The 19,663-nt window shown below is 45.9% G+C and carries 13 protein-coding genes; 6 read left to right on the top strand and 7 right to left on the bottom strand.

Features of this window, described 5'->3' with window-relative positions; genetic code table 11:
• Positions 1 to 20: 20 nt before the first annotated feature.
• The 4 genes from BT127_RS03030 to BT127_RS03015 form a co-directional block, all read right to left on the bottom strand.
• The gene (locus tag BT127_RS03030; RefSeq protein WP_075423543.1) at positions 21 to 779 is read right to left on the bottom strand and encodes a hypothetical protein; all 759 of its coding nucleotides are present in this window, start codon (positions 777 to 779) and stop codon (positions 21 to 23) included.
• Positions 780 to 796: 17 nt separating this feature from the next.
• Entirely contained in the window at positions 797 to 2,461 is a 1,665-nt protein-coding gene (pilM, locus tag BT127_RS03025) for a pilus assembly protein PilM (RefSeq protein ID WP_075423542.1), read from the bottom strand.
• A gap of 24 nt (positions 2,462 to 2,485) precedes the next feature.
• Positions 2,486 to 3,688, bottom strand: coding sequence for a type II secretion system F family protein (locus tag BT127_RS03020; protein ID WP_075423541.1), 1,203 nt, complete (start codon positions 3,686 to 3,688; stop codon positions 2,486 to 2,488).
• A gap of 454 nt (positions 3,689 to 4,142) precedes the next feature.
• On the bottom strand, positions 4,143 to 4,817 hold the full coding sequence (locus tag BT127_RS03015) for a TIGR00266 family protein (RefSeq protein ID WP_075423540.1): 675 nt from the start codon (positions 4,815 to 4,817) through the stop codon (positions 4,143 to 4,145).
• A gap of 409 nt (positions 4,818 to 5,226) precedes the next feature.
• Here BT127_RS03015 and asnB point away from each other — a divergent pair, with 409 nt between their 5' ends.
• Positions 5,227 to 7,050: an asparagine synthase (glutamine-hydrolyzing) gene (gene asnB, locus BT127_RS03010; RefSeq protein ID WP_075423539.1), complete on the top strand. Its 1,824-nt coding sequence runs from the start codon at positions 5,227 to 5,229 to the stop codon at positions 7,048 to 7,050.
• A gap of 293 nt (positions 7,051 to 7,343) precedes the next feature.
• Positions 7,344 to 10,091, top strand: coding sequence for a sialidase family protein (locus tag BT127_RS03005; protein WP_075423538.1), 2,748 nt, complete (start codon positions 7,344 to 7,346; stop codon positions 10,089 to 10,091).
• Positions 10,092 to 10,206: 115 nt separating this feature from the next.
• Here the strand turns inward: BT127_RS03005 and BT127_RS03000 are convergent, their stop codons facing one another.
• Positions 10,207 to 10,923 (bottom strand): hypothetical protein, encoded by a 717-nt coding sequence (locus BT127_RS03000; protein WP_075423537.1) that lies wholly within the window; start codon positions 10,921 to 10,923, stop codon positions 10,207 to 10,209.
• A 362-nt stretch (positions 10,924 to 11,285) separates the two neighbouring features.
• Between BT127_RS03000 and BT127_RS02995 the strand changes: the two genes are divergently transcribed.
• The 3 genes from BT127_RS02995 (at position 11,286) to ybaK (ending at position 14,026) form a co-directional block, all read left to right on the top strand.
• The gene (locus BT127_RS02995) at positions 11,286 to 12,251 is read left to right on the top strand and encodes a helix-turn-helix domain-containing protein (RefSeq protein ID WP_075423536.1); all 966 of its coding nucleotides are present in this window, start codon (positions 11,286 to 11,288) and stop codon (positions 12,249 to 12,251) included.
• Between the two features lie 109 nt (positions 12,252 to 12,360).
• Entirely contained in the window at positions 12,361 to 13,329 is a 969-nt protein-coding gene (locus BT127_RS02990) for an RING finger protein (RefSeq protein ID WP_075423535.1), read from the top strand.
• A 217-nt stretch (positions 13,330 to 13,546) separates the two neighbouring features.
• A complete protein-coding gene (gene ybaK / locus BT127_RS02985; protein ID WP_075423534.1) occupies positions 13,547 to 14,026 on the top strand; it encodes a Cys-tRNA(Pro) deacylase in 480 nt (159 codons plus the stop codon).
• A 44-nt stretch (positions 14,027 to 14,070) separates the two neighbouring features.
• Here the strand turns inward: ybaK and BT127_RS02980 are convergent, their stop codons facing one another.
• Positions 14,071 to 14,493 carry an Hsp20/alpha crystallin family protein gene (locus BT127_RS02980; protein ID WP_075423533.1) on the bottom strand — a complete coding sequence of 141 codons (423 nt, stop codon included), beginning with the start codon at positions 14,491 to 14,493 and terminating at the stop codon, positions 14,071 to 14,073.
• 351 nt (positions 14,494 to 14,844) lie between these two features.
• Between BT127_RS02980 and BT127_RS02975 the strand changes: the two genes are divergently transcribed.
• Positions 14,845 to 16,644: a Na/Pi cotransporter family protein gene (locus BT127_RS02975; protein WP_075423532.1), complete on the top strand. Its 1,800-nt coding sequence runs from the start codon at positions 14,845 to 14,847 to the stop codon at positions 16,642 to 16,644.
• A 366-nt stretch (positions 16,645 to 17,010) separates the two neighbouring features.
• Here BT127_RS02975 and BT127_RS02970 read toward each other — a convergent pair whose 3' ends face one another.
• Positions 17,011 to 19,644, bottom strand: a complete 2,634-nt coding sequence (locus BT127_RS02970) for a phage tail family protein (protein ID WP_075423531.1) — start codon at positions 19,642 to 19,644, stop codon at positions 17,011 to 17,013.
• Between the last annotated feature and the right edge of the window lie 19 nt (positions 19,645 to 19,663).

Raw genomic sequence — 19,663 nt, 5'->3', positions numbered from 1 at the left:
ACTATAGCGTGTGTCGGTTATCAATCGTCTGCTGAAGTATCAGGCTCATCCATTTCATATACTGAGTAAAGTGAGATGACCACTTCTGCCTTGGATTCGCCGTCAGGCTTTTCAGCTCTGATGTAACCTTCTTCATCAAGATCAGCTTCAAAATTGAAGTCCTCGATATCAACCTTGTTTATAAGGATCGTCTCGCTCTGATCTTCTATTGCCTTAAGGTACTTCCAGATGTTCTCCTTTGTACCCTTAAGAACCATACCATATTTTGTACCCATAGCTGTCTCGACATCTCTGTCCTTAAGAGCTTTCTGCTCACCAAGGATCTCATCCTGTCTTGCGCTGATAGTACCGTTTACGTCTGCTGATGCTCTCATGTCTTCTGCAAGATCAGCATACTCATAATAGTAGTAATCAAGATCTGAATCATCCATCGGATCAAGTTCGAGCTTCAGAATCTTAACTTCGTTCTCATCAGCATAATTCTGAAGGAACATATCTAACTGATCTGTTCTGTAGATGCTGTTGTAATCTACGAAATCTTCTGCAAGGTCGATAGCCTTATCATAAGTTTCCTTGATCTGTTTCTGGAGTCCGGGTATCTTAGCGATCTTAGCCTCAAGCTGTTCGCGTTCCTCCTGTTTATCCTGGAGAATCTGCTTATTTGCTTTGATATTCTTATTGATTGGTCTGATTCCTGCGAATATACCAACCAGTATGATGATTATTGCAAGGAATACACCGAGAATTGTTTTTTCTCTGTTATTTAAATTTACATTCATCTTAATCGACCCCCTTATTATTCTTCAGCATCGTCTGCAGTTTCTGCATCAGCCGGCTCTGAAGTATCCGGCTTATACGCACTTTCGCGTCCCTTAAGGCCGATCTCTACGTCAAATTCTACATGCTCATCAGAATCAAGAACTGTTGTTGCTTGGTTTTCGCCCTCGCCGGTTTGTGCAACAGTTTCTTTAACGACCACTTCATATCCGCTATATCCTGCAACTTCATAGTATCCCTTATTATCAGAATACTTTTCGCTGAGAAGGTTCTCTACATACTGAGCAGGAAGCTCCTGAGCCATAAGCTCATCGTCACTGTCGCATTTAACCTTGAACTTAAGTATACCGTCTTCATACTTAGGCTCAATTATTCTTGCCTTTTCAATTCCGAGATCCTCAGCAGTCTTTGCAAGAACATCCTCAGCAACATCAAACTTATCACCATCGATAACAGGATTCGAGAAGAAACCGTCATGAGCATTGTTCATTCTGGTGTTGTATTCTCTTACACTGTCTCTCATACCTTCGAGCTTTTCCTCATGTCTGAGCTGCTTCTTGGTAGAATCAGAATCGATCCATTCCTGGATATCTCTGATCTTATGCTTGATGCTAAGATTTTTGAGCGCCATAACGCCAACAATACCGCCCATAAGAATGAACGGAACAATAATTCCTGCAAGAAGGGCAAGGGTACCTGAGTTATCGCTCTTAACAGCCTTCTTTACAGTTGAACCAAGTTCTGTTTCAAGAAGGTTGATCTTTTCAGTGTCTCTGTTACGCTTGAACATAGCACCGATAGCGTTTGCATACAGTGAGAATTCAAGATTTTCGTGTCCGTGGATCTGCGGAGGAACGTTAATGAGACTTGTATTCAGTTCATACTTTTCAAGTTCATCAGTAAGTCTTACATACTCGTGAGTATCGCCGTAGAAGATAACGTTCTCGATAGTCTCACCTGTATTACGGCTTCTGTGGAACTGAAGCATACGGTAGATATTCTCGCTTACAGCCTCGAAAACGTAATCAGGAGATCCGTCATAGTCCGAAGGATCGATAGAAGCGAAACGTGAGAATGAAAGCTGACCCTGCTCATAGAGGTTGAGTGAGATGAAGTTGTTATCGATCTGTACAGCAAGCAGAGGCATCTTTGATCTGATCTTTGTATCAGCAAGAAGAACCTTTGTGATACAGTTGCATCCAACCATTACAGACTTAAGTGATACGCCGTTAAGGTATTTGAATACTTCCTTATAGCTGTCAATGATCTGGTAAGGACAAGCGGTAGCAAGGATCTTAAGCATCTGATCGCCGTTCTCACCTGTAGTCTCGCCGACTATTACATATGTAATGCTGTAGGAATCATCAAGATTAAGTTCAGCCTGCATCTGCTGTCTTACGACTCTTGGAAGTTCCTGAGCCTTAGCGACCTTAGGAACATTGATCTCCTTGAATATCGTAAGGTTTGAAGAGATACTAACGATAGCTTCTTTATCAGTCATACGGTTCTTTTTAAGAACGCCGTGGATGATAGTAGCTACTGTAGGAACATCTCTTACATATCCGTTAACGATAAGTTCTTCTTCAAGGTTGATGGTCGTAGCGCCTGTAACCTTGATCTTTCCGCTTGTTTCCGAACCTCTTACGATTCGTATATTTCTATCAGTTATATCAAATGAAAGCATTTTCTGTTTTCCACCTTTCCAATTTTAAGCTTGGTTTTCCATCTCGCCGAAAGCACCGTAGAGTGCGGGGTAGATACCGCCGACGATAAGACCGATCATGATACCCATGAAAACGATGAGTATAGGCTCGACCATACCAACGAGTCGCTTTACAGCTGATTCAGATTCATCTTCATAGTAATCGGCAGTCTTCTCAAGAATAGTGTCAAGAGCACCTGACTCTTCGCCGACATATATGATAGAACAGAACATGTTCTCGAATATTTCTGTTCTTGTAATAGATGCTGAAAGAGATTCACCCTGTTTAACTTCATCGATTACCTCTTCAAACTTGCTTGATATGTATGAGTTAGCAAGTACGTCGGAAGATCTCTGAAGGCACTCTACCATCGGAATACCGCTTGAATAAAGTGAGGAAAGGGTTCTTGCGAATCGACCTGTATAGATCTTTGTTACCAGAGGACCAAATCCTGGTCCTTTAAGGATAAAGCGATCGAATTTCAGTCTGAAATCCGGAGTCTTCATAAGATAAGCAAATCCCATTACGATACCGCCGATAATTGCAATGAGCAGGAACCACTTTGTTCTCAGGAATTCACTTCCTGCTGCAAGTATCCTTGTCAGTGCAGGCATGTCGTTAGGATCCTCGTACATCTCGAGGAATCTCGGAAGGATCGCAGTAAAGAGGAATATCGTGATACCAATTGCAACAACAGCAAGTATGATAGGATAAACCATAGCGCCGCGGACTACGTTTTTAAGTTTGTTTTCCTTTGTGTAGTGGTCGGACATTCTCTGCATGATTACGTCAAGCGAACCACTTGATTCACCGGCGCCGACCATTGAGATAAGGAACTCAGGGAATGAACCCGAATGCATCTCAAGAGTTGAGGAGAAGGATTCACCCTTCTGAACATTCTCGTAAATGTCCTGCCATATTGCTCTTGCCTTTGCGTTCGTCTGTTCCTTTGTAAGGATGTCGATAGCCTTTACAAGTGTAAGACCCGAGGTCAGCATGGCGCTCAGCTGTCGGCAGCAGAATGAAAGTTCTTTTGTATTGAACTTATAGATAGATCTGCTGGTGTCCGAGTCGTCTTCCTGGTATTCTCTGATATATACGCCTCGTTCTTTCATTTTCTGAAGGAATTCCTGCTCATTCTCAGCATTGGCCCTGCTTCTGACAACGTTGCCTTTAGCATCCTGGCCAATATAGGAATAACTCTTCATAAAACCACCTCCATAGTTATTTGATTAAGCCGAAACAATTCTCTCTGCCTTAATATAACAATTATAACATTTTAAGAGTTATTTTTCAATCGTTTTTTTGACTTAAATAATCAGCCGTTTTTTATCAATATTTACCAACGATTATACCATTCGTAAAACACACATTTTTTCCGCCGTATTATTCTACAAAAAACAATCTTCAAGACAGAACAAAACACAGCATTGATACCATAATGCTGTAATTGTTGAACTTACACAAATATTATATCACATGTAGATTGAAATTGCAACATATATCGCCGCATTTCAAGAAATTTTTATATAATTGTAAACTACAGCAAATAGATTAACTTTGATTTGTTCATTATTACCTGTATTGCCGCTTAAATCATGAGAAATAATTTGATGTTTTTTATTTCTTCTTTCTTCGCCTTGGTTTTATTGATACTCCGCTTTAATTCTTAGGAAGTCGGCTGAGTATCTTTCCTGCAAAATCGTTGAAGTTCTGCGTCTGGAGTATTACTTTTCCGGGACCTGTAAGTCTTGTGATGAATAGTCCCTCTCCGCCGAAGAATATGTTTCCGAGTCCCTTGACAGTCTCGATATCATACTTCACCGTTGTCTCAAAAGCGACTACGTTTCCTGTATCGACTTTGAGCACTTCACCCGCTGCAAGCTGTCTCTCCACCATGTCGCCGTCAACTTCCAGAAAAGCCATTCCGCTTCCGAAAAGCTTCTGAAGGATGAATCCTTCGCCGCCGAAAAGACCTGTTGCAAGCTTTTTTGTGAAAGTTGCCTTAAGGTCAACCGTCTGCTCGGCACAGAGGAACGAGCCCTTCTGTACGATAAGTTCGCCCTTGCCGATATCCACAGGAACTACCGAACCGGGAACCGTTGAGCCGAAAGCGATCTTTGCGCCGTCGCGTTCAGCCTTGTAATTAGCCATAAACACCGATTCGCCCGTGAACATTCTGCCGAGGCTTCTTGCGATGCCGCCTCTTGCGTTGGTGGACATGGAAATGCCTTCTGTCTGCCATATCATTCCACCAGACTGAGTGTAGACTGATTCGCCCTGCATGAGCTGCATTTCAACCGCAGGTACTGTTTCGCCTATGATCTCATATCTCATTTGTCTGCCTCCCTTTTTCCGACCGTCGTTTTTTGTCATAAACGGTCCTTTACGCTCTTATTGTACCACTACTCAGGCGATACGTCAATAGTTTTCACTAATTATTAAATAATAAACAATTATAAAATGACTATAACCTCTATACTATTTATAATATGCTTTAAACATGCATTATGAACCATTTTTCCTTACGCAGAATAGTATATATTGCTCTCCCAATTAAGCTTTGCCAGAAAGGCGAAGTCAGAAAGAGAATTTATCAAGGAAGAAAAATGCAGGAATACCGGCGTATTTCAAGTTTTTCTGACGCAGAAAAATTTTCTTTATGGCGAGCATTTGCCGGTAAGGTTTAGTTTGGAGAGCAATAATATCACGGCGTACCGTATGCCGAAAAGCGGCGGAGAACACTATGTGCGGAATTGCAGGAGTGATCAGTTTCAAAGAGGACATGAGAGCTGAGGCAGCTGCATGTGAGAAAATGCAGCTTGCTATGCTTCACAGAGGTCCCGACCAGAAAGGGATATGTCTTTATCCCGAAGCAGCATTGGTACATACCCGCCTCGCCGTTATCGACATAAACGGCGGACGTCAGCCAATGACCTGCACGATCGGCGGAAACAGTCTCACGATCGTATACAACGGCGAGCTTTATAACACCGATGAACTGCGGAACGAACTGTCTTTCGAGTTCAGCTTCGATACCCGTTCCGATACCGAGGTCGTACTGAAAAGCTATATAAAATGGGGAGCGGACTGTCTTCAGCGTTTCAACGGCATATTCGCTTTTGCAGTCTATGACAGTCAGCAGCACAACGTTTTCCTTGCAAGGGACAGAATGGGAGTTAAACCGCTGTTTTACTTTATGAGCAAAAGCAAGCTTATATTCGCTTCGGAAATACCGGTACTGCTGGAACATCCCGATATTCCCCACGAGATAGACGAAACAGGTGCCGCCGAACTTCTTCTCATGGCTCCCGGAAGAACTCCCGGATGCGGTGTGATACGGGGAATAAAGGAATTAAAGCCGGGACAGTGCGGCACTTACTCCGCCGAGGGACTCGATATCCGCGATTACTGGCAGTTCAAGGCGATAGGCACCGATGAAACCTTCGATCAGACCGCCGAGCACGTCCGCTGGCTCGTTACCGATTCTATCCGCCGTCAATTAGTGTCGGACGTTCCCGTATGCACTTTCCTGTCAGGCGGTCTGGATTCAAGCATTATCTCATCCGTTGCCGCTTCCGAACTGAAAAAACAAGGCAGGAAGCTCCACACTTTTTCCGTGGACTACAAGGACAACGAACGATACTTCACCAAAAGCCATTTTCAGCCTACGAGCGATCCCGATTTTATTCGCAGAATGGCAGAATATCTCGACTGCGAGCACCATTGGTGTGTAGTGGACACCCCCGAGCTGGTGGACGCTCTCTACTCTGCGACCGATGCACGCGGTCTGCCCGGTATGGCTGACGTGGATGCTTCTCTCCTCATATTCTGCCGAGAGATAAAAAAGACGGGTACCGTAGCACTTTCGGGAGAATGCGCCGACGAGCTTTTCGGAGGCTACCCGTGGTTCAGGGATGAGGATATACGCATGACGGACGGCTTCCCCTGGGCGCAGAGCACCGCTTACCGCAGTACCTTCATAAGCAGCAGATACAGGATAGATGCCGAAGATTACGTATATTCAGCCTACCGCCGCACTGCCGTTTCCGCTCCGAAACTCCCATCGGACAGCAGTCTCGATTCACGGATGAGGGAAATGACTCTGCTGAATTGTCAATGGTTCATGCAGACTCTTCTGGACCGCAAGGATCGTATGAGCATGTACAGCGGACTGGAAGTCAGAGTACCCTTCTGTGACCACCGCATCGCTGAATACCTTTATAACGTGAAATGGGAGTACAAGGACTATATGGGGCGTGAAAAGGGACTTCTCCGTGAAGCTATGAAGGAATGGCTTCCCGATGAGGTGCTTTACAGGAAAAAAAGTCCCTATCCCAAAACTCACAATCCTGCATTTCTTGATGCGGTCACGGAAAAGCTACGGGATATACTCGCCGACAGCAGCAGTCCCCTTACCGAACTTGCGGACAGAAGTGCACTTGAAGGTCTTGTTTCGCACTCTGACCGCGTACAGTGGTACGGTCAGCTCATGAACCTGCCGCAGACTATTGCCTTCTTCGTGCAGCTGGACTACTGGCTCAGGAAATTCAATATAAATCTTATCTGAAAACTCAGTATGTACTTTTTGTGACCTTGACAATTGTTGCAACCAATTTTCTTCATTTTGTCCACCTTTTCTTCATTAATTCATCAAATCACTATACAAACTGAACTTTCGTGCAAAAATATTGCTTAGATTTAGCATAAAATTGTATTGACAAATGCTTCCGTCAGTGCTACAATAAAATCATAGGCAAGGAGCTTTAGGCAGCTCCGAAACGTGATATCTGTCCGAAGGCTATGCAGGACAAATATATAACCCCTGTATATCCTTCGGCGGGAAAAAAACGGAGGAAAACTATGAAAAATTTACGCACTCTCAGAAAGTCGGCAGCAGCCCTCTTCGCTGTCTGCCTCTCTACAGTCTGCGTTGCTCAGACGGCTCTTACAGGCACTCAGTCCGTCTCAGCAGCAGGCAATGACATCTCTTCTTCAATGAAATGGGACGCTGTCAGATTAGGCGGCGGCGGCTTCGTTTCGGGTATCGTTACAGGTCAGAAGGCTATGTACGCACGTACCGATGTCGGCGGAGCTTACAAGTATAACTACGCTACAGACAAGTGGGAACAGCTTCTCGGTTTCCTCAACGATGCAGACAGAGGCTACCTCAGCGTCGACGCTATGGCTATCGATCCAACCGATGACGATACAGTTTACTTCCTTTGCGGATGTGCTTACTTCTCAGATGCAGGTACCGCTATTTTCAAGACTACCGACGGCGGTAAGACCTTCGAGCGTATCGATGTTACCGACCTCATACAGGTCCACGGCAACGGCAACGGCAGACAGACAGGTGAATCAATAGCTGTTGATCCCGACGATCCAAATACTATCTACTGCGGCGGCGACGTTACCGCAGGTGACTCCTGCCTTATCAAGTCCACTGACGGCGGTAAGACATGGAAGCCTGTTATGTCCTATGACGCACTCGGACTCTACAAAGAGTCTGTAAAATGGCCTACATGGACCGAACACATGGCTCGTGCTCTCCAGAAGGGCGAATACAACACTCAGAACGGCGTTTCTTCAATTTACATCTACGGCGGAAAAGTCTATGTCGGAACTTCCACAACAGGCAAGAACAGCGTAGTCGTAGCAGATGTAAAGGACGATAAGTTCACCGATATCAGCGGTGATCTCGACAGTGAACACTACCCCGGACGTATCACAGGCGATGGCAAGGGTAATATCTTCTTTGCTTTCCAGGGCGCTGTATGCGTAGGCGAGGGCGGTACTCAGGGAAGCGTCAAGAAGCTCGATACAAAGACAGGAAAGATAACCGATATCTCTCCTCTCCGCCACCTTTACAGAACTCAGACCGAGGAATTCGCTGATCCCGGCGAAGGCGGATACAGCGGCATCAGCGTAGATCCTGCAAATCCCGATCACATGGTCTGCTCTACCTGCGGACTCTTCTCGAACGCTCAGCTCTGGCAGCCCTGGGACGATGTTCACGGTCCTTCATGGGGCGACAAGTTCTTCAAGTCCGAGGACGGCGGCGAGCACTGGATAGAGACCACTCCCGGTATCACTCCATTCTGGGGACAGCCTCCTATCGCTGACTATCTTGCAGACGGCGGATACGAGTGGATACGTGACAAGGCTATCCACTGGGTCGGTTCCTATGTTATCGATCCCGTCAAGCCCGACCGTTCATTCTCCACATCAGGAAATGGCGTTTTCGCCTGCGACAATACATGGGATGACCTTCCCCAGTTCCACTTCCAGCCTGACGGCATTGAGGAAGTTGTTGCTCTCGACTTCGTAAGCGTTCCCAAGGGCGAGAACTACTCCGCTATCGGCGACTATGACGGATTCATCCATACCGATGTAACAAAGATACCTCAGCAGTATGTTCCGAATATGGGTTCAACTTCAGGTATCGCTTACTGTCCTTCAGCTCCCGAGATAATGGCTCGTGTTTCACAGAACAACGCAAAGGGTTATTACAGCAAGGATGCAGGCAAGACATGGACTGAAATGGATTTCGCTTACAGCGGCGGAAAGATCTCTATTACTGAAGTTTCAGCAGGCAAATACCGCATAATCGAGTCCAACGGCGGCGGCGCTGCTGTCTCCTATACAGACGATTTCGGCAAGACATGGAAGGAATCAACAGGTATCGACGGTTCAAAGTCCACATACACACTCGTTGATCCCGATGATCCGAAGATCGTTTACGGTTCGGGCATAAAGCACAACGACTACTGGGCTTCCGATCCCAACAAGACAGAGCCTACTCTTGAGGAATCACATTACTCCTTCTACATCAGTACAGATGCAGGCGCTACCTTCAAGGAGCTCCAGATAGGCAAATACGACCAGTGCGACCATACAGGTGATCTCGCTTACATCACAAAGGACACTATCGCTATGGCTGTAGGCTGGAACGGTATGTACATCATAACAGAAAAGGGTACAAAGGCTGAAAAGCTCGAAACAGTTGCATATGCAAAATGTGTAGGCTACGGCGCTCCCGAAAAGAGCGGCGGTCCGAACACCCTCTACATATACGGTAAACCCACCTGGGACGATGTTGACGGTATCTACCGCTCAACAGACGCAGGCAAAACATGGGTATGCATCAACAAGGATCACCTCTACGGCGGTACAGGAAACGGTAACTTCCTCGTTGGTGATATGGACGAATTCGGTACTGTTTACATGTCAACTGTAGGCTGCGGAATCATCTGCGGCAAGCTTTCCGACGGTAAAACTCCCACTGTTGAGCCGACTTCCGCTCCTAAGACAACAGCTCCCGCAGTAAAGCCGACTACAGCTGCTCCTACTACAGCAACACCTGTTCCCGCAACTACAACAGGAAAGGTTATCTACGGCGATGCAAATGAAAGCGGAGACGTAACACTTTCCGATGCTCTGCTCATTCTCCAGAACATTGCAAACAGCAAAAAGTATCCAATCAGTGCTCAGGGACAGATAAACGCTGACTGCTGCAACACAGGCGACGGCATCACAGCTCTCGATGCTCTTGCAATACAGCATCTTGATGCTAAAATCATCAAATCACTCCCTGAGACTATAAAGTAATGAATAGTGAATAACCGATGTACGGGTAAGGAATTTCTCCTTACCCGTACTTTTTTATATAAAAAACGGAGCCGCCCATGAAAGCGACTCCATTATCAATGTATTGTTGGCTATATCAGTTTATTCCCGATACGGTAAAATCTACCTGTATATCTGTCCATGAAGCAAAATCCTCTTCATTTACCACAAGTGCCGAATAGTCCTTGCAGAAATCTGTCGGATTGCCACTCTCATACAACGGACCTTCTGTCGATCTTGCATCTGTTGCGGGAGTTGTTACCCATGTATTGAAAATATTTGCTCTTGTATCCTTACCGTCATCGGATGATGTATACGGCTTTGAAGTCATAGCGACCTCTCTGCCGTCCACCTTTACGGAGTTTACTGTTATAACAGCATTGGGGTACTTTGTCTCGCCTTCCTTTATCATAACTGCAAGGAAGGAAAGTCCCTCGCCCTTGATATCAGCGTGAGGATCTCCGCCCGAAGCCTGTTCACGGCAGCCGTAGGTGTTTGTTGTTATGCTTACGGAATAATCACCGTTGCCTGTTATCGGAACAGTTCCTGCTGAATAAGCAAGGGCATCCTCGTCGCGTCCCCAGTATTCAAGGCTCCATTTCTTATCGACAATTGCAAGGTATGCATCTCCGTCATTCGGGAAGACCTTATCCTCGTAAACTATCTCCTCGTCATCTGCGTATGAAGTGTCGCCGTCTGAAACCGAAGTTCCGTTTTTGTCTGATGTATCAGAATTATTCTTTTTTGAGTCTCCGCACGAAGCAAACGAAGCACATACAGCCGAGACTACAAGAAATGATATGAGCTTTTTCATGATCTACCTCTTTCTGACTTTGTCCGCCTTGCGGACCTATTGTTCCTGCACCTTATAGCATCGGTGCAATACACTATTATAATACACGATTTGGATTGCAAGTTCAAGATGTTTTATCAACAAACTTTGCAGAATATGCAGTTTGAAATATAGACAATGTTGCTGTTGGAGCATTGCGGTAAACAGTCCGCAGATATCTCGCGACACTCGGCAGTCAACTGAGATGTACAGTTGATTTTCCCCGAAATACAGGCAATGCAACCGCCGGTTGACAAATTGAAAAGCGGAGTTGGTTGAATGTAAATGCCTGATATGCTATAATATGGACAGTGGTCAAGCCACAGACTAAAGGAGGAAAATATATGATACTCGCAGATAAGATTATCGACTTAAGAAAAAAGGCAGGTCTCTCTCAGGAGGAGCTTGCAGAAAAACTCGGAGTAAGCAGACAGTCCGTATCTAAATGGGAGGGTGCTCAGTCCACTCCCGACCTTAACAGGATTCTTCAGCTCTCTCAGATATTCGGCGTAAGCACAGACTACCTATTAAAGGAAGAGATAGAAACTGCTGCGGAAGCTCCCACTGAAGCTGCTCCCGAAGAAACAGAACCGCCTCTCCGCCATGTCAGCATGGAAGAAGCAAACAAGTTCCTTGAACTCAACCGCAAAAGAGCTTTAATGGTGCCTGCTGGAGTTGCAGTTATCATCCTTTCCGTTATAGCTCCCATTTTATCCGACAGTCTGAACTGTAAATCAGATACGTTCGCTGTTATAATAATGCTGCTTATGATCGCTTCAAGCGTAGGAGTGTTCATCGTATCCGGCATGATGATGGATCCCTATGACTACCTTATCAAGGAAGGCATAGACACTGAATACGGTGTATCGGGCATGGTAAAAGAAAAACAGACAAAGTACAGACCGGTTTCTATCCGCAATACAGTTATCGGTGTAATACTCTGCATCCTTGCTTTCCTGCCGCCTATAATCGCAGATAACTTCGATTCTGCAAGCGCCGCAGTACGCTCTGTTCCTGCGCTCATGTTCATAATGATAGCCTGCGGAGTTTTCCTTTTCGTACATACGGGCATCACAAACGGCGGATATGAAAAACTCCTTGAAGAAGGCAGCTTCACAAGAGAAGAAAAAGAGAACCGCTCTGATAAGAAGATTGGATTGATTATCGGTTTTTACTGGACTGTTATTACAGCAGGATACCTGCTTTTCAGCTTCATTTCGGGCAGATGGGATATCAGCTGGGTGGTATGGCCTGTTGCAGGTGTAATGTGCGGAGCTATATCCATATTATACAAACTTATAAAAAAATGACCTGAGCTGTAAATAAATTTCTATATGTTATTGTAGTTCCCTCTTGATTTTATACTTCATATCATGGTATAATAATATTCAGAACGAATATTATCGGAAGGAGGGTACTATGGACTATTTCGGTGAAAGATGTGCTGCATGCGGTGGGTTATTCGTACAGGGCGACGATATAGTTGTTTGTCCCGAATGCGGTTCTCCGCATCACAGAGAGTGCTATAATAAGGAAAAAAAGTGTGCCAATGAAGCTCTTCACGGCGAAGGAGGAAAGTGGCAGCGTGAAAAACCGCTGAAAAGCATCAACAGTCGTCTTATTGTTTGTCCTGTGTGCCAATTCCCGAATCCTGCAGATCAGGAACGATGTTCACACTGCGGCGGATACCTGAATGAGGATAAAAACACAGGTGAGGATACGTCCGCTGACGGATATGCCGATGAGGTCGGTATAGGCATCTCAAGGCCGTACCTCGGCTTCAATCCCGATGAGGACCTGGGCGGCGCTACTATCAGGGAAGTTTCAAACTTCGTGGATACCAATACCATTTATTATATCCCTATATTCAAACGAATGAAGGATATCGGCACAAAGCTCTCATTCAACGTGCTTTGCTTCTTCTTCCCTCAGCTTTATTTCGCAAACAGAAGGATGTGGGGCTGGTCCATTGCGACCGCCGTCCTTATGACCATTCTCAGCATACCTGCGGCAATAAGCTATTTCGTCAAGACAGGCATGGAGGACAGTACCCTTGCATTGTTCTCTGTCCGCACTATGGAGGCGCTCTATGCAAACCGCACCATAATCAAGAACCTTATTGAGGTTTGCAATGTTGCTGAGCTTGCCCTGAGAATCCTGATGTGTATTTTCGGCAACTGGCTGTATTTCCGCTTTGCTGTGAACACACTGAAAAGAATGAAAAAGCGCAGCGGCGGCAATATAACCAAAGAACGTGCCGCAGCCTTCGGAGGTATACGTCCTCTGAACATGATACTTGCGCTTCTGCTGATGCTTGCGATCACTTTTGCAACGCTTATATTCACAATAATAGCTATAGAGACGTTTTCGTTTATGACTATGCAATAAATATTGCTCCGCCAACTAACTCTTGAATTTTCTGGCTTGTCCAGACAGCGAAATACCTCGTCAGAAAGTCTTGAAATACGACAGTATTCCTGTGCCTTTCTTCCTTGCCTTTCGCTGCCTGTCCTTCGCTATAATTCTTCAAGAATTAATTGGCGGAGCAATAAAAACAAAAGCGGCGGATGTTTTATATCCGCCGTTTCTGTATGGAGGTATAATTATGGCAAAGGAACTTAAGACCAATGCAATGCGATTTCTTGATAAAAGCGGTATAAACTACGAGATACAGGTATACCAGTGTGATGAATTCATCGACGGCATCACCGTTGCGGAAAAGCTCGGTCAGCCTGCCGATGAGACCTTCAAGACTCTTATTGCACAGGGCAAAACAGGCAGTTATTACTGCTTCCTGCTTCCGGTAGCTCTGGAGCTGGACCTGAAAAAAGCCGCAAAGAGCGTAGGTGAAAAGTCCGTGGAGCTTCTTCACGTAAAGGACATCACAAAGGTAACAGGTTATGTAAGAGGAGGCTGTACTCCTATCGGCATGAAGAAACAGTTCATGACTGTTGTACATAATACAGCTGAAGCACTTCCGCTTTTCTATATCAGCGGCGGACGTATAGGAACTCAGATACACCTTTCCCCTTCCGAACTTGTTAAAGCGATACGCGGAAAGTTCGAGGATATAGTCCTTGAATGACAATAGTTAAAACGAATGCCCCTCTTTTTCGAGGGGCATTTTCATTACTTTATTTCAAGTCTCTTTGCAACAGGCTCTTCAGGCTTCTTCTTTGGAAGGTCTATAATAAGGATGCCGTTCTTATACTCGGCAGAGATACCATCTGCATCAACATCCGAGATATCAAAGCTTCTCTTGTAAGAACCGAATTTACGCTCGCGGTGGATATACTTTCCGCTGTCTTCCTTCTTCTCCTCTGTGTTCTCGTGCTGTGCCGAGATAACAAGATAAGAACCGTTTATATCAAGCTTGATGTCCTCTTTCTCAAAGCCCGGAAGCTCCGATTCCATAACGTATTTATCGCCTTCATCGCGTATATCCGTCCTGCAGGAGTTTACAGGCATTGTATCCGAGAACTGTTTATCCAAGTCATTAATAAAGTTGAAAAGATCGAATCCGTTTCTTCCGAATGGTGAAAGTCCATACATAAATCATACCTCCAGTTACTTTAAACTGCTTTTTGCAGCCATACTTATTTTATGTTTATTATTCCTTTGTATTCATTATCATACCCGTTTTCCATTGGTATCATCCCTTTCCTTTCGGTGATTATATGATACTGCACCTATATGAGCAAATAATAATGGGACTGTGACAGAAAGATGAAAATTAGCACTCTACAGGCACGAGTGCTAACACTCGATTCGCGAGAGTGCTAAAGTGGCCCCTATAATGTTAAATCTAAGTTAAACCCTTCCGATTTCTATTGACTATTCCCGAAAGAGGGATATAATAAAAACTGAAAGGAATAATAATATATTTTTAAAGGAGTTCATGGTATGGACGAAAGTTTTTCTATTTTTAACATCTTCACTCTTCTCGGAGGACTCGCCTTCTTCCTTTACGGAATGAACGTTATGTCCACAGGTCTTGAAAAGCTTACAGGTGGTAAGCTGGAGGTAGCCCTGAAAAAAATGACCTCAAACAAGTTCAAAGCTATTCTCCTCGGTATGGGCGTTACCATAGCTATCCAGTCATCATCGGCTATGACCGTTATGCTCGTGGGATTCGTTAACTCGGGAATCATGTCCCTTGAACAAACAATAGGCGTATGCTTCGGTTCAGATATCGGAACTACTCTTACAGCATGGATACTCAGTCTTGCAGGCGTAGACGGAAAAAACCCATTTGTTAAAATGCTGAAGCCTTCTTCTTTCGCACCATTGGTCGCTCTTATCGGAGTTATACTGATAATGGGTGCAAAGAAAAATAAGAAAAAGGATATCGGTCGAATTCTCGTCGGTTTTGCAATAATCATGACGGGTATGACTCTTATGTCCGATTCGGTTGCACCGCTCGCAGATTCTCCCGAATTCCAGAGAATACTCACTGCTTTCCATAATCCTATACTCGGTGTTCTTGTCGGCGCAGGCTTTACCGGTATTATCCAGAGTTCAGCTGCTTCTGTCGGTATCTTACAGGCATTTTCTCAGACAGGCGCACTTACCTATGGAATGGCACTTCCAATAATCATGGGACTTAATATCGGTACATGTATCACAGCTCTGATTTCAAGTATCGGTGTTAATAAAAATGCCAAAAGAGTTGCTTGTATACACATACTTATAAAAGTTCTCGGTACATTGATACTGCTTCCTGTTGCTATGATACTGCAGCATATTGTACAGCTCAGCATATTCAGCCAGACCGTCGGATACGTCGGCATTGCTGTTATGCACTCTATATTCAATATAGCAACCACAATAATCCTTCTTCCATTTACTAAACAGCTCGTTGCTCTTTCAAAGATCATCATCCGCGACGGAAAGAACGAAGAACCTGAGATCAAGAGCGTTGTAACAGGTCTTGACGAGCGCTTCCTGAAAACTCCTGCTGTAGCTGTTGAGGCTTGCAGAAGCGCTACGGACGAAATGGCAAGAATAACCAAGGAAACTATCATAGATGCCCTGAACCTTCTCACCTCCGAATACAGCGATGAGACTGCCGATTCGATAATCGAACGTGAGGACATCATCGACAAGTTCGAGGATAAGATAAACAGCTATCTCATAAAGATATCAAAAGCAAGCGTTACAGGTGCGGACAGCCGCCGTGTTTCAAAAATGATGCACTGCGTCGGAAACTTCGAGCGAATCTCCGACCACGCCGTTAACCTTGTGGAATCGGCTCAGGAAATGCACGAAAAAGGCATCAGCTTCTCAGCCGAGTGCGTAAGCGAGATAAAGATAATCAACGATGCGATAACCGAGAATATCAACAAGGCTATCGAGTCCTATATCAGCAACGATCTTGCTGTTGCTCATAAGGTCGAACCTCTTGAAGAAGTGGTGGACAACCTCAGCACCGAGCTGAAAAACCGTCACATCCGCCGTTTACAGAACGACGAGTGTACAGTCGAGCTGGGATATATCTTCCAGGATATACTCACCAATCTGGAGCGTATCTCCGATCACTGCTCCAATATCGCAGGCTGTCTCATCGAGACGGACGAAAAGACCAATCTCCACGCTTATCTCCACGAGGTAAAGCAGAACGACGAAACATTCAGAAACGAATACCTTGCATACTCCAAGGAGTATTTTGAAAGACTCGCCGCAGTTCCTACAGCGGCAAAATAAACCACGATATCCAATTCTCTCATAAAACCACAACAAAGGAAGGGACGGCATGATGCCGTCCTTTTCTTTTTTCATAAGTGACAGCATTAAGCCGTCACCTTGAGAGTGTCAAAAAAAGCCTGAAATCATTTATTCGTGGATTCTAAAGGGATACTATCCCTTTAGCGGATTCCAAAGGCAGAGCCTTTGGTGGGGTTAGAGGGGCAACGCCCCTCACCGCACAAAGCGCACCGCAAAGGGTGAATTTCAAAACAGTCCGGTGGACTGTTTTGAAAGAGGGAACGCCCTGCAAGAGAGGGCGTTCCCTGATGAATCCATACTTTTTTGACAGACTGAAGGGACAGCATTAAGCTGTCCCCTTCTGCTTTATTCTATTCCGTCTATCATGTATATGAACTTGACACTTCCGTCCATATCTTCAGCCTTGCCCGAGAATGTATCGTATTCCTGCGATGCCTCACGAAGTGCAGCAAACCGCTCCTTAAGCTCGGGAAGCAGTTCGTCCGCTGCGCCTGATATCTTGCTTATTCCCTCGTCGTTGAATTTTATCATGCCCTCGTTCAGTTCCTTTGCACCGCTTTCAAGCTTGCCGATTCCCTCTATAAGTGCAGGTGTATTGCTTTTCAGTGCGCCGATACCGCTGTACAGTTCGTTCGCACCGCTGCTGAGACTTCCTGCACCGCTGCTTGCCTTCTGTATGGACTGGTAAAGTGTATTCGCACCGCCCGATAACTGACCGCTGCCCGAAAGTATCTTTGCAAGTCCGCCGTCCAGTGCGTAAGCACCGCTGTCAAGCTGTGTCATGCCTTCCGTAAGCGTAAGTGAACCTGCTGAAAGCTGTGCTGTGCCCATTTGCAGCTCCGAAGCACCTGCCGAAAGCTGTCCCAGACCTGCATTAAGGGATAAATTACCTTCCGAAAGCCTTCCTATACCATTTATCAGCTCATCAAGACCGCTTATCAGTCCAGAACTGCCCTGCGAAAGGGATGAAATGCCTTTGTTCAGTTCCGAAGCACCTTCGCTAAGTGATACTGCACCCTTTGCAAGTGTTTCCGACGAGCCTGAAAGCTGTCCTGCACCTGCTGCCAGTGCCTTGCCGCCCTCATCAAGAGAAGCCATGCCCTGCTGTAATGCAGCTGTACCGTTCTGAGCGTCTGAAAGTCCCGATGAAAGCTGTCCCAGACCGCCTGAGAGCTGTGCTGCACCTGATTTAAGAGCTGCCGCACCGTTGTTCAGCTCACCGCCCTCCTGCATAGCTGCCGATATCTGCTTCTGAGCCTCGATAGTCTGCTGTAATGTGCCAACTGCCGCTGCAAGTTCCTCTGAAGGTGACTGCTGATAAAGTGCAGTCATAGCTGCAAGTGCCTGTTCATTTGCGGAAATTGTCGCATCCAGTGAAGCGCCTGTCTGACCAAGTCCCTCAGCAAGCTTTTCCGAACCTGCTTCAAGCTGAACAGAACCTGCCGCAAGCTGTTCCGCACCGTTTTTCGCCGCGGTAATGCCATCTGTCAGTGAGTCCGCACCGTTCTTTGCGGAGGTTATACCTGCTGAAAGTTCAGCTGCCGAACTGCTGATAGTCGATGCGCCCTTTGAAAGCTCACCCATACCGCCTGAGAGCTGCTTTGAGCCGTCGCTTACCTTAGTACCGCCGTCAGCAAGTGCGCCGACTCCCGAAGTCAGAGCCTCAGCGCCCGATGACAGGGCAGAAGTACCCTCGTTCACCTTTGCGAAGCCGTTTACCAGTTCATCGGAGCCTGCCTTTGCACTGTCTATGCCGTCGGACAGTGAAGAAGCACCTGCATTTACCTTCTGAGCGCCGTCTGAAAGCTCGGAAGCACCTGTTTTTGCCGAACCGATACCGTCAGTAAGCTGTTTCGAGCCGTCCTTTGCATCCTTTACGCCGTTTGAAAGCTCTGCTGTGGAATCCGAAAGAGTTTTTGCACCTTTCGCAAGCTCTGCGGAGCCGTCCGCTAACTCCTTTGCGCCGTTTTTAAGCTGATCTGAACCGTTGTACAGCTTATCAACTCCCTCCGTCAGACTGCCTGACTTCGACGAAAGCTCCTTCATGCCTTTGTAAAGCTCTGCTGTACCGTTTTCCAGTTTGTCAGCGCCCTCTGTCAGTTCCTTAAGCTTATCCGTAAGATCACCGAAATCAAAGCTGTCATCCAGCTTCAACTCAGAAAAGATCTCGTTGGAAACTACCGTAACGGAAGAAGTAGTTCTGAAGTCGGTAACATCTGCGGACACTTCGATATAATCGGGGATATCTATTGACATTTCCTTTGTGTCTTCAAGTCCGAGGCTGTCCGAAAGTCCCGGAAATGCCGCACCTGCTATGATGAGTCTTTCGCCGTCGGATATGACTTTTCCGTTTGTAACCTGTACATTGAGGAAACGGTCTGTATCAAGCACAGCGGCACTCGCTGCCATGAATGGTACATATATCTCCTTCATTTCGCCGTTTATCTCTTTTACGGACTTCTGTGTATTGGTGTAGTCCCAGCGTATTGTAACGTGACCGCTCCTGCCTTTCAGTTCCTCCGGAGAAACAGGCTTGCCGTCCAGGAAATAGCTTATCTTTACGGTTACGGGAGGCTGTTTGTCGGTAGTGCCCTTATAATAGATATCACTGCCCTTTGCCTTCCAGTCGAGGCTTTCTCCTGTCTGCGAGAAGCTTTCATTGCCCTTTACGTTCACTATGTCGGCAAGTGAAGATATGTCGCTCAGTTCAGTGGAAGCGCCTGTATTTTTCAGCCAGTCGCTTACTATGACATTCTTTACGGATGCATCGCTGTTGCAGAGTACATATACCGTTTCATCCTTTGCAGAGCTGCCTTCTGCGGGAGCACGTTCACTGTCGGAGGCTGCCTCGCTTTCCTGCTTTTCAGCGGCAGGAGCATTCTTTGCACTCAGGTTCTTTGCATAAGCAACTGAGCCTGTTGCTCCTGCTGATATGGCAACTGCAATTGCACCTGCAATAAAGCGTTTATAGTTTTTCATATATATTACTTCCTTTCGT

This window comes from Ruminococcus sp. XPD3002, assembly GCA_900119535.1.
Lineage (GTDB): Bacteria > Bacillota > Clostridia > Oscillospirales > Ruminococcaceae > Ruminococcus > Ruminococcus flavefaciens_H.
This window is presented reverse-complemented; position numbering and strand designations above follow the sequence as displayed.